Source organism: Bacillus sp. AFS001701 (assembly GCF_002559405.1).
Taxonomy (GTDB): domain Bacteria; phylum Bacillota; class Bacilli; order Bacillales; family Bacillaceae_G; genus Gottfriedia.
This window is the reverse complement of sequence record NZ_NTZO01000522.1, coordinates 1-11,044: the sequence shown is the minus strand read 5'-3', so window position 1 is coordinate 11,044 and position 11,044 is coordinate 1. Positions and strand designations below refer to the sequence as shown.

Sequence of the window (11,044 nt, the reverse complement as noted above, 5' to 3'; positions counted from 1 at the left end):
ATGAAATAAATAAAGAACAAATTCATTTAAAGTATTTTGATGAAATAGTTGGTTATAAAGTTTCGATAAATAAATGATTATAGACACCTATTTAAAATAAAACACATGAATAGAAGAGTATGGATAGCATTTATACTAAACCTATAAGAATTTTTATTAAGTATATAACTCTATAAAATACACCCCTAATGCCAGGTTACTTTCATTGGAAAAAAATGGCAGTATGCAGGATCTATGCTAGAACAAAATCCAAACTTTTTTAATGCAGACTTAGTTTGAGGGTTCACACTGATTAAAAGGTGCCAATTATTACCAAAGTACATTTAGAATTGCAAATTTTGTTGCTATTTTATAATAGTTGTAGCTATCAATTTAGAAGAGTAATTTCCAAGTTTTGCAATTCTTCTTTTACTCCAATATAGCGGAATGTTCAAGGTGAAAACTTTTGTATACCCGATTTAATAACTAGTATTTCGTGGCGGAGCAATCGGTTTTGAAACGAAGTCTCGGAGGTTCGAACCTTACTTAGTCAGCCACACTAGCTCAAATGGTAGAGCAATTGTTTTGTAATTAGTAGGTTAGGTGACAGGATCTCTTAAAATGCATTTTGGCTAACCTTAGCTCGGCTGGGTGTATGACTGCCTTGTACGCAGGAGGTGATCGGTTCGATCTCGCTGGACTCCGTACAACATATTTAAAAGAAACTCTGTTTAGAAAACGGAGTTTCTTTTGTTATTTTAGAATAATTAAAATAGAAGGGATTAATAAAAAAAAATTAAAAATTAGTTAAAATATGCTAAATTCCCCCAAAGTGTATCCAAGTAGATAAGTATATAATAATAAAGTTAGTGGACTTTTGTTCTTTATTAAGAATAAAAACAAATATAAAATAAAAGGAGATTTGGGAATGAAAAAGAAATTGTTATCAGGTGTTTTAGCAGGAGCAACATTATTAGGATTATCTTACAATGCAATGGCTGCAGGGACTACAGCTACAACTACAGCTCAATCAATCATGGCTGATCTTAAAACAGAAGGTACTTTTGCACTTGTAGAAAATCAATTCTATCATTACAATACAGCAACTGCTGCAGGTTACTTTAATAATTCATTTACTGGTAATGTTACAGCTACAGTATCTGGAGCAGGCGCTTCTTATGTAACATCTATTCCTGATGGGACAGCATATGCACCAGCTCCATCAGAAAAAGAATTATCCCAAGTAATTGCAAACAATGACAACCAACACGCTTTCCTTGAAGGCGGTTCATTAACAGGATCAACTTACACTCAAAACTTCAAATCAGATAGTACGGTTAAAGTAATAGACAAAAATGGTAAAGAATCAATTAAAAGCGTAACGTATACTTACACTTATACTTACAATATTTCACCAACAGTTGATCACGTAGATGCTTTCACTGCTTGGGATCTTACTAAAACAACAGGAGATTCTACAGCACATATCTCTATTACAGCAGATATTGCTGGTGAATCAGTTCAAGTTTCAAAACAAAATCCAAATGGAAAATACTCTTTCAGTATCGGTGATGACGCATTGACTAACCGTGTAACAGGTCTTTCCATTACTGTTTCAGATGCTGCTAACAATGTAATTTCTACAACAGCAACAGATTCAACAATCGTAAAAGGTGAAGATTTCTACTACTACGCAAATGCAGGTACATACGGAATAGCTACTAGTTACCTTAAAACTGAGGTTTCTGCACTTAAAATCTTAAATACTGACGATTTCAAAGGAAATGACAACGGTGGAGCAGATGGATCAGCATTATCAAAAGCTGTAATGACCCCAGTTGACGTTGAACTTGGCGCTGGTGACTACAGTATTACTTTAGCTGGTTCAGTAAAAGGAAATGGGATTAATTTAAATCCTCAATCATTCTCAGTAACAAAAACAATTCATATCATTACACCGATGAGCCAAAACGATAAAAACTAATATATAAATAGAAAAGACTCTTTAGATATTCTCTATTGAGTCTTTTTTATTTGTACCATTCCTTTTCCCTATATGTTGGTGGGATGGCAACAGAAGCACCAAACAGCACTATGTTAGACTTTTGCAGAGGTTTTATAGTTATAAAGGAAAATTAGTTGCTCTCACTTATTTTTCTAACGTCTATTATTTATTTTTTTACAGAAAAGAAATAAAGAACAGTTAGATAAGAAGTAACATTCTAAATTATTAAAGCAATTTCAAAAAAAGCCTGAATTAATTACTTAGTAATTTTGATATGGGCTTTTAATTTCAATGTTTAATTGTTGGTATATAACTAATAGATTAAGATGTTTTTCTACTTTTTCAACACATTAATTTTATAGCTCTGAGAAACAGGAGTAGTTCCAAAATGAGTAAAAGTATAAAACACAGTTAAGATGAGCAGCAGGCTAGAAATAATAATTACTGGAAAGAATGATGATAGTAGTTTTGGGAATCGCTGACTTAAAAACATAGTAGAACAAAATATGGCTGAACAAGTTAATAATAATAAACAAATTAATAATAAAGCATGTGCTTCTGATATTGAAATCATAACGACAATCATGCTCCCCATCATACCGGCCATCATTCCAGTAAAGATCCCTTCAAGTAGTGCAAGGAAATGTAATCGAAAGCCAATACATAATCCGATGAGTGCAGGTAAGCCCATCGAAATGAGTAAGGAATTGAAAAATTGTTGGTGATTTGAAAGTGTAATGAGTACACCTATTGTTAAACCAGTAGTCATGCTGATCATCATCATATACATCATTTGATGCATCTGGTCATTTTTTGTTGGTTTGAGGTGGATCGAAATGAATGTTATAAAGAGCATTATGCTAATACATACCCAACTGGTGAACATATATGATACCCCCTAACTATCCGCTTTTTATCATCATATGGACAACTTAAAATAAATAGAATAAAAAATTGACACCTATACCCCCTATGAGTATATAATAATGGTGAGGTGATAAAATGGAAAATTGCCATGACGATCAAATGGTTCCAAGAAGTGAAGACGAAATTAATGATTTAATGAAGCGTCTTCGTAGAATAGAGGGGCAAGTAAGAGGAATTCAAAAAATGGTCGAAGAGGACCGATATTGTATAGATATTTTGACGCAAATTATGGCAGTTGAAGCTGCTATGAAAAAGGTAAGTTTCTCATTAATTGAGAGACATGCGAACCATTGTATGGTTAAGGCTGTTAAAGAAAACAATGGTGAAGCATCAGTTACTGAATTAATGGAGGTTATTAAGCGTTACGTAAAATAAAGGGGTTGATTAGAATGAATGATGCAAAGCAGTTAACCCTTGGTATTGAGGGTATGACTTGCGCAGCTTGTGCAACCCGAATCGAAAAAAGCTTAAATCGAATGGATGGCTTGAAAGCAAATGTGAATCTTGCATTAGAAAAAGCTACTATTATCTATGATAAAGGACAATATCAAACTTCTGATTTAATAGAAAAAATCCATACGATTGGTTATGAGGTTGCAGTTGAAAAAGTTACATTAAATATTCAAGGAATGACATGTGCTGCATGTTCAGCTCGAATCGAAAAGGTAATAGGGAAAATGGACGGAATAGTTCAAATCAATGTTAATCTAGCTATGAATATAGCAACGATTTCATATTTACCTGAAGTACGTTCACTTCAATCCATAATCGATAAAATTAGTCATATTGGTTATGCAGCAGCTATAAAAGAAGAAAATTCAGTTAAAGAAAAAGACACAACAAGAAACAAACAGATTCAATTAATCGTTTCAATCTTACTTTCACTTCCACTATTGTATTCGATGGTATCTCATCTTCCATTTAGTACAAATATTTGGATGCCACATTTATTAATGAACCCATGGTTTCAACTATTGTTTGCAACTCCTATTCAATTTATTATAGGTTGGCATTTTTATGTAGGAGCTTTTAAAGCAATACGAAATTATAGTGCAAATATGGATGTGCTCGTCGTACTAGGAACATCGGCTGCTTATTTTTATAGCTTAGTTGAGTCGATTAAGACAATCAATAATGGTCTGTATATGCCGCATCTATATTTTGAGACAAGTGCGGTTTTAATAACATTAGTTTTGCTTGGAAAATATTTTGAGCATATTGCTAAAGGGAAAACGACAGAAGCAATTTCCAAACTAATGGAATTACAAGCTAAGGAAGCAATTGTTTTAGAAAATGGAAATGAAGTTTATGTACCATTGGAAGCTGTAAAAGTTGGAGATCTACTACTTGTTAAACCAGGTGAGAAAATTCCAGTAGACGGTGTCATTGTTTCGGGAATATCTACAGTTGATGAATCAATGATTACAGGTGAGTCTTTACCAGTTGATAAAAAGGCTGATGATAAAGTTGTTGGAGCAACAGTCAATGGAAATGGTATTTTAACAATACGAGCTGAGAAGGTTGGTAAGGATACGGCACTAGCCAATATTGTGAAAATAGTTGAAGAGGCACAAGGTTCAAAAGCTCCAATTCAAAGATTAGCAGATCGAATTTCGAATATATTTGTTCCAATTGTAATTGGCATAGCCATATTAACATTTATCATTTGGTTTTTTGTAGTCGATCCGCAAAATTTGCCTAAGTCAATTGAAGTAGCAATAGCTGTATTAGTCATAGCATGTCCTTGTGCTTTAGGGCTTGCTACACCAACTTCGATTATGGTTGGAAGTGGAAAAGGTGCGGAAAATGGGATTTTATACAAAGGCGGAGAATTTTTAGAAACGACCCAAAAAATTAATACAATCATTCTTGATAAAACAGGAACTGTTACAAAAGGAAAGCCTGAAGTAACAGATATCATTAATTTAAATCATCGAGAGGATTTATTGAAGCTAGTTGCAAGTGTCGAGAAAATGTCAGAGCATCCTTTAGCTCAAGCAATTGTTCAATACGCAGTTAAACAGGAATTACAACTAACTGATCTTACAGAGTTTATTGCGATACCTGGGCATGGAGTAGAAGCCTTGATTGAAAATAAAAAGGTATATATCGGTACTAGAAAGTTAATGAATGAAAAGAATATCGATTTTTCTCCAGTTGAAGATCAATTAATCGTATTTGAATCTGCTGGGAAAACAGGAATGTTAGTATCAATTGATGACAAGCTTGAAGGAATTATTGCTGTAGCCGATACAATTAAAGAATCTTCAAGAAATGCGATAAAAGCATTAAAGGATTTAAAAATAGAAGTTTATATGGTAACCGGTGATAATAAACACACAGCAAAGGCGATTGCAGATCAAGTTGGGATTGAAAATGTATTTGCTGAAGTTCTACCAGAGAAAAAAGCGGATATAGTAGCTGAACTACAAAAACAAGGAAAAATTGTTGCGATGGTTGGAGATGGGATTAATGATGCTCCAGCTCTTGCAAAAGCTGATATTGGGATGGCAATCGGCACTGGTGCAGATGTAGCGATTGAAACAGCGGATGTTACGCTAGTAGGTGGCGACTTATCACATATTCCGAAAGCTATTAGGTTAAGTAAGAAAACAATGAATAATATTCGCCAAAATTTATTTTGGGCGTTATTTTATAACAGTTTAGGTATACCGATTGCAGCTTTAGGGTTGTTGCAGCCTTGGATTGCAGGTGCTGCCATGGCATTTAGCTCTGTATCGGTTGTCTTAAACGCATTAAGATTAAAACGTATAAAAATTTAGGAGGATTTAGTAATGGAAACAATTTTAAAAGTAGAAGGTATGACATGTGGACACTGCAAAGCTGCAGTTATGAAAGCGGTAGAAGGAGTGTCTGGTACAAATAATATAATCGTAAGTTTGGAAAATAAAGAAGTAACATTCAATACTTCAAACGCTGAAATAATTGAGAAAGTAAAAGAGGCTATTGAAGATCAAGGTTACGATATCGTTTAATCAAAGTGTTATCGAACAATTAAAAAGGCGAACTATAGGTTCGCTTTTTATTTGGGAAAAAATACTATACTAGGGAGAGAATTAGATGAAAAACTTATTGTTGTTGCTTAGCTTTGTTACTGTTCTTGGATTTAGTGGTTGTGAAAGTAAGACACACACAGGATCAACTCATCAAAATATGAATCATGAAACAAAAGAAGAGATGAATTCTACTCAAGTAAAATTTTCATTTAATGGTATTCCAGAGAGTGGTAATAAAGTAGATTTAAACTTACAGGTTAATAGTTTAGAAGGAAAACCAGTTGACCAGTTTGAAATTGAACATGAAAAATTAATGCACTTGATTATTGTAAGTAAGGATTTATCTTTTTTTGACCATTTGCATCCACAATATAGGGGTAAAGGATTATTTACAGTAATACCGAACTTTCCAAATGGCGGTGAGTATAAGTTGTTTACAGATTTTATACCTAAGGGCTCTGATAAAAATGTAAAATCCAAATCAGTAAAAGTATCGGGGCAACAAGTCAAACCAGTTTCATTAATACCAGATAAAGTATTAACAAAAGTAATTGATGGTAAAGAAGTTACTTTAAAATTTGATAAATTAACGACAGATAATGAAGTTAAAATGACATATACGATCAAAGATGCTAAAACAAAAAAAGATATTAATGATTTACAGCCTTATTTAGGTGCAGTTGGTCATGTTGTTGCGATTAGTGGCGACACTAACACATATTTACATGTGCATCCTATGAATGAAAAATCAAGCGGACCTGTTGCGGAATTCATGACGAGCTTTCCAAAAAAGGGATTGTATAAAATATGGGGACAATTTAAGCAAAATGGGAATGTATTTATCGTACCATTTATAGTGGAGGTGCCATAATTTCCTTCCATGATAGCTGCTGTATTAATGTTGGAAGAACAGTTATTGAATTTCCAATCGATAAGAATCTAACTTAACATTAGCAGGTTCAGTAGGGAATGAGTCTAATTAATTTATAGAGATTGTTATAATTAGCCCTTTCAAAGACTAGTAAATTATTAGTCTTTGAAAGGGTATTTTTTCTATTTTAACCTAAAACTTTACGATAGAGTTCCTTAGCAACAGATGGTTCCTTTGTACCGTGAATAATTGCTCGACCGTCTTTAAATAAAACAATGCGATGATCTTCATAAGTACATGACAATAAATAAGGATTTATAATCAAATCATTTACTAACCCTTGTAATCTTTCAGAAAGGTTAGTTAGTGTTGGGATTTTAGGAGATGAAACTCTTAGTTGGACTGCATCTCTTCCACATAAAACATATGACTTCATATGGTCATCATCTTTTAAAAATGGATAACTTCTTATAGGACCACATGTTGGACAATTTTTATTTTTTAATTTTTCGATGTTTATATCAGACTTTTCATGCTTCCATACATCAATCGATTGTAAGATTGGTAAAAGTTCATAGTTAGTTAGATATTGCATGGCATAGGTTACTTGGTAGGCAGCAATTATTTGCACAATTGGACTGATTACTCCTACTGTATCGCAAGTCATATTTAAAGTTGGTATATGATTTAATAAACAGTTAAGACAGGGAGTTTTTCCTGGAATAATTGGAAACGAGAGTCCATAGCTTCCAACACACGCCCCAAAAATAAAAGGAATCCCATACTTAATTGCTGCATCATTCACTACCATTCTAGTTTCAAAATTATCTGTTGCATCTAGTATGATTGTTTGACCTTTAATCAGCTCTTCAATATTAAGACTAGTAATATCTTTTATTAAACTAGTAATCGACACCTCACTATTAATTTGTTGAAGTCGCTTTTTAGCTGCAATTACTTTTGGTAGTTTATTTCTAGCATCTTCTTCCGTATAAAGAGATTGCCTTTGTAAATTAGTCCATTCAACGTAATCACGGTCAACAATTGTTATATTTCCAACGCCTGCTCTTACAAGCATTTCTGCTATTGATGAGCCTAGTGCACCAACACCAATAATAATGGCACTGGCTTTTTGTAAGTTTGATTGATGATCTTTTCCTAAAAATAATTCTTGCTTTGCATAACGGTCTGTCAAGAATTCACCAACCCCGTGATTGGGCTACTAGCTTCGCCATAATTTTTTTCTTCAATTCTTCCTGCCTCATAACCAAGCCTTCCTGCTTCAATAGCAAGTTTCATCGCAACTGCCATTTTTACAGGATCTTTTGCGTTAGAAACGGCAGTATTTAAAAGGACTCCATCAGCACCTAGCTCCATTGCAAAAGCTGCATCTTTTGGAGACCCGATTCCGGCATCTACTATAACAGGTACATTCGATTGCTCAATGATGAATTTAAGATTTAATGGATTAATAATTCCTTTTCCAGAACCGATTGGAGATGCACCTGGCATAATCGCATGTACACCAAGTTCTTCTAGTCTTCTTGCTAGCACAACATCATCGGAAGTATAAGGTAATACAATAAATCCTTCGTTTAATAACATTTCTGATGCTTTCAATGTTTCGATTGGATCGGGTAATAATGATTTATTACACCCAATTACTTCTACCTTGATCATGTCACATAGGCCTGACGCTTTTGCCAATTTTGCAATTCTAACTGCCTCTTCAGCTGTTTTTGCACCAGCTGTATTTGGCAATAATTTATATTTCGTTAGATCTAATTGTTCAAGAAAATTTGGTTGAGATTCCTCAAAAATGTTCATTCTTCTAACAGCAAAAGTTAGGATCTCGGCTTCCGATACTTCAACAGCCTTTTTCTGGACTTCAAATGAAGGGTATTTTCCTGTTCCTAATAATAATCTTGAATGAAACGTATGATTTCCTACTTTTAACATAATTAGCCACCACCTACAAAATGTATTAATTCTACAGAATCTCCGTTAGAGAGATGAGTTAACGAATACTGTTCCTTATAAATAATTTTTTTATTAACCTCGACAATAACAATTCGGTTTTCTAATTGATATTCATTCAGCAGATCCTGAATTGTACAGGTTTTGCTCGAAATATCGATATTCTTTCCGTTTAATCTTATTTCCAAATGCTTACACCTCCAAAGAGTTAAAATTAACGATTGATTTTAAATGCTTCAATCCAGTTACGATCGACTTTTCGTTTAAGGATCAAATCTCGAATTAATTTTCCAGTTGCTGGTGCAAGCAATATTCCATTTCGAAAATGGCCGGTCGCAAATAAGATTTGATCTTCTTCTGGATGAGTTCCAATAAAAGGATTATAGTCGAGAGTTCGCGGTCGTAATCCTGCCCAAAATGAATCAATTTTCATGTCTTCAATTTCAGGAAGCATTTTTTTAGCGCTTTGTATTAGTGACTCAATCCCCCTTAAGCTAGGGTTCTCATTCCATTCGTTATCGACCATGGTAGCTCCGATGACAAGGCGGCCGTCATTCCTTGGAACAATATAATTTTGTTCATGGAAGAGAGTATGCTTTAATGCAACCTTTTCACTTTTGACCGAGATGCATTCACCTTTAACGGGAATAATTTCATGATGTAATCCGAGCTGTCCAAACAATGAATTACTCCAAACGCCACTTGCAACGACAATGGTTTTTGCTTCAAAATCGCCATTTGTTGTTTTAATTAAATAATGTGAATCATTTTTTTGAATCTGAAATACGTGTGTATATTCAAAAATAGATGCACCTAAAAGTTGAGCACCTTTGCAAAACGCGTTACAGACAGAAACAGGCAATACATTCACGTCGTCTTCAATATATGCTGCTCCAATGATGTTTGGATGGATGCCAGGTATCTGTTTTTTTAACTCCTCCTGGTTATACCAAAGTGCCGAAGTTTGAGTGAGTAGGGGAGTTAATTGTTTTTTTTCTAAATCTGTATAAGCTAGTTTGAAAATGCCACCTTTTTTAAGTTCAATATCAATTCCACATAATTCTTTTAATTCTTCTTGAAGGTGAAAATAAGTTAATTGACTGTTTCTAGCAAAAGAAAAAAATGACTCGGAGTGATCCCATTCGGAATGGGCACCAAGCATTCCAGCAGCTGCCTTAGTTGTTTTCTGTCCAACTTGTTGTCCTTCAAGAACTGCGACATGAATGTTTTCTTTCGCTAGATAATAAGCAATGGAACAACCTATTATTCCACCACCAATTACTACAACATCAAATTTCTTGTTCATAAGCGAATTTGCACCTTTCAAAATATTGTAGCGCAGCTTCTAGAGGATTTCGGGCAGAAAATATGCCAGACATGACAGCTATACCATCAATATCGTTCTCTTTTAGAACTTGGATATGTTCAGGTAATATTCCGCCGACTGCATAGATTGGTATCGTTAACGTTTTTTTCATTTCTGGAATTAGTTCAATCCCATTAGGTGTTAATCCATTTTTACACTCTGTTTCAAAACAATGACCGTACATAATATAGTCAGCTTGATCATTTTCTGCCTGTATTGCTTCAGTAAGTGTGTGAACTGATTTTCCTACTCGTAAATTAGGAAAATATTCTTTTACATCAACAAGTGGAAGACCATGTCCTGGCAAGTGAATATTTGTTAGGTTAGAGAAAATAGCTATATCTAAACGATCATTTAAAACAATTTTTTTCATATCTACTTTGTTTATTTTTAGTAGATTTAAGAGTGATAGTAGCTCAATTGCCGTTTTCGACTTTTCGCGAATATGCACATAGTCGACTGCATCGATTATTTGAATTATTTTTGTAGCAAGTACTTCTACTGAGTGCTGATCATCTGTAATTGCAATAAGTTCCATTTTTCAGCCTCTTTCATGATCAAAATTTTTTCAACAAAAAAACCACTTTCCTAAAAAAAGAAAGTGGTTACATTGCACGCGAAAAAAGTATAAATGCGCCACTTTCCTACGCAGGTACTAGCCTGTTCAGGTTTTGAGGGTTTAAAAGTAACTACTTTATTCTCAGCCCTTATCAAGGGATCCCCTAGTGATGATATGTATGAAAATTAATCTTAGCATAGCATATAAAAAATAATATTCAATACTAAATTAATTTTTACTAGTCCAATTTTATTACCAGAAATTGGGCTTGAAGTATAGTGAAATCAAGTATTTTTGGGAATATAAAAAAACAAAAAAAATTTTTATTTGGAAATTCTGTAAA

At 33.8% G+C, this 11,044-nt stretch carries 11 protein-coding genes and 1 riboswitch; of the genes, 5 read left to right on the top strand and 6 right to left on the bottom strand.

All coding sequences use genetic code 11. The features are described from left to right. The first annotated feature begins 907 nt into the window (after positions 1-907). The gene (locus tag CN514_RS22025; protein ID WP_098234410.1) at positions 908-1,963 is read left to right on the top strand and encodes a hypothetical protein; all 1,056 of its coding nucleotides are present in this window, start codon (positions 908-910) and stop codon (positions 1,961-1,963) included. Positions 1,964-2,318: 355 nt separating this feature from the next. Here CN514_RS22025 and CN514_RS22020 read toward each other — a convergent pair whose 3' ends face one another. Beyond that, positions 2,319-2,870 carry a hypothetical protein gene (locus CN514_RS22020; RefSeq protein WP_098234409.1) on the bottom strand — a complete coding sequence of 184 codons (552 nt, stop codon included), beginning with the start codon at positions 2,868-2,870 and terminating at the stop codon, positions 2,319-2,321. A 116-nt stretch (positions 2,871-2,986) separates the two neighbouring features. On the opposite strand from CN514_RS22020, the gene CN514_RS22015 reads away from it, so the two are divergent. The 4 genes from CN514_RS22015 to CN514_RS22000 all read left to right on the top strand — a co-directional run bounded on the left by CN514_RS22015 (position 2,987) and on the right by CN514_RS22000 (position 6,799). Further along, complete coding sequence (locus tag CN514_RS22015) at positions 2,987-3,286, top strand: metal-sensitive transcriptional regulator (protein ID WP_088014157.1); 300 nt, start codon at positions 2,987-2,989, stop codon at positions 3,284-3,286. 14 nt (positions 3,287-3,300) lie between these two features. Then, positions 3,301-5,694 carry a heavy metal translocating P-type ATPase gene (locus CN514_RS22010; RefSeq protein ID WP_098234408.1) on the top strand — a complete coding sequence of 798 codons (2,394 nt, stop codon included), beginning with the start codon at positions 3,301-3,303 and terminating at the stop codon, positions 5,692-5,694. Between the two features lie 12 nt (positions 5,695-5,706). After that, entirely contained in the window at positions 5,707-5,907 is a 201-nt protein-coding gene (locus CN514_RS22005; protein WP_098234407.1) for a cation transporter, read from the top strand. Positions 5,908-5,992: 85 nt separating this feature from the next. Continuing rightward, positions 5,993-6,799, top strand: coding sequence for a hypothetical protein (locus CN514_RS22000; RefSeq protein ID WP_098234406.1), 807 nt, complete (start codon positions 5,993-5,995; stop codon positions 6,797-6,799). A 187-nt stretch (positions 6,800-6,986) separates the two neighbouring features. Here the strand turns inward: CN514_RS22000 and CN514_RS21995 are convergent, their stop codons facing one another. From CN514_RS21995 to CN514_RS21975, 5 genes are read right to left on the bottom strand one after another with little or no spacing between them, the layout of a single operon-like run. Further along, entirely contained in the window at positions 6,987-7,994 is a 1,008-nt protein-coding gene (locus CN514_RS21995) for a ThiF family adenylyltransferase (protein ID WP_098234405.1), read from the bottom strand. Further along, the gene (locus CN514_RS21990) at positions 7,991-8,758 is read right to left on the bottom strand and encodes a thiazole synthase (protein WP_098234404.1); all 768 of its coding nucleotides are present in this window, start codon (positions 8,756-8,758) and stop codon (positions 7,991-7,993) included. The genes CN514_RS21995 and CN514_RS21990 overlap by 4 nt, the downstream gene beginning before the upstream one ends. A 2-nt stretch (positions 8,759-8,760) precedes the next feature. After that, positions 8,761-8,964: a sulfur carrier protein ThiS gene (gene thiS, locus CN514_RS21985; RefSeq protein WP_098234403.1), complete on the bottom strand. Its 204-nt coding sequence runs from the start codon at positions 8,962-8,964 to the stop codon at positions 8,761-8,763. A 26-nt stretch (positions 8,965-8,990) separates the two neighbouring features. Continuing rightward, entirely contained in the window at positions 8,991-10,082 is a 1,092-nt protein-coding gene (gene thiO / locus CN514_RS21980; RefSeq protein ID WP_098234402.1) for a glycine oxidase ThiO, read from the bottom strand. Then, positions 10,066-10,680 carry a thiamine phosphate synthase gene (locus CN514_RS21975; RefSeq protein WP_098234401.1) on the bottom strand — a complete coding sequence of 205 codons (615 nt, stop codon included), beginning with the start codon at positions 10,678-10,680 and terminating at the stop codon, positions 10,066-10,068. The genes thiO and CN514_RS21975 overlap by 17 nt, the downstream gene beginning before the upstream one ends. Before the next feature lie 86 nt (positions 10,681-10,766). After that, positions 10,767-10,876, bottom strand: a riboswitch (TPP riboswitch). Positions 10,877-11,044: the final 168 nt, after the last annotated feature.

Bases quoted from the DNA above. Each gene is read 5' to 3' on its own strand.
- CN514_RS22015 (WP_088014157.1), top strand. From the start codon at position 2,987: ATGGAAAATTGCCATGACGATCAAATGGTTCCAAGAAGTGAAGACGAA.
- CN514_RS21975 (WP_098234401.1), bottom strand. From the start codon at position 10,680: ATGGAACTTATTGCAATTACAGATGATCAGCACTCAGTAGAAGTACTT.
- CN514_RS22025 (WP_098234410.1), top strand. From the start codon at position 908: ATGAAAAAGAAATTGTTATCAGGTGTTTTAGCAGGAGCAACATTATTA.
- CN514_RS22005 (WP_098234407.1), top strand. From the start codon at position 5,707: ATGGAAACAATTTTAAAAGTAGAAGGTATGACATGTGGACACTGCAAA.
- CN514_RS21990 (WP_098234404.1), bottom strand. From the start codon at position 8,758: ATGTTAAAAGTAGGAAATCATACGTTTCATTCAAGATTATTATTAGGA.
- thiO (WP_098234402.1), bottom strand. From the start codon at position 10,082: ATGAACAAGAAATTTGATGTTGTAGTAATTGGTGGTGGAATAATAGGT.
- CN514_RS22020 (WP_098234409.1), bottom strand. From the start codon at position 2,870: ATGTTCACCAGTTGGGTATGTATTAGCATAATGCTCTTTATAACATTC.
- CN514_RS22010 (WP_098234408.1), top strand. From the start codon at position 3,301: ATGAATGATGCAAAGCAGTTAACCCTTGGTATTGAGGGTATGACTTGC.
- CN514_RS22000 (WP_098234406.1), top strand. From the start codon at position 5,993: ATGAAAAACTTATTGTTGTTGCTTAGCTTTGTTACTGTTCTTGGATTT.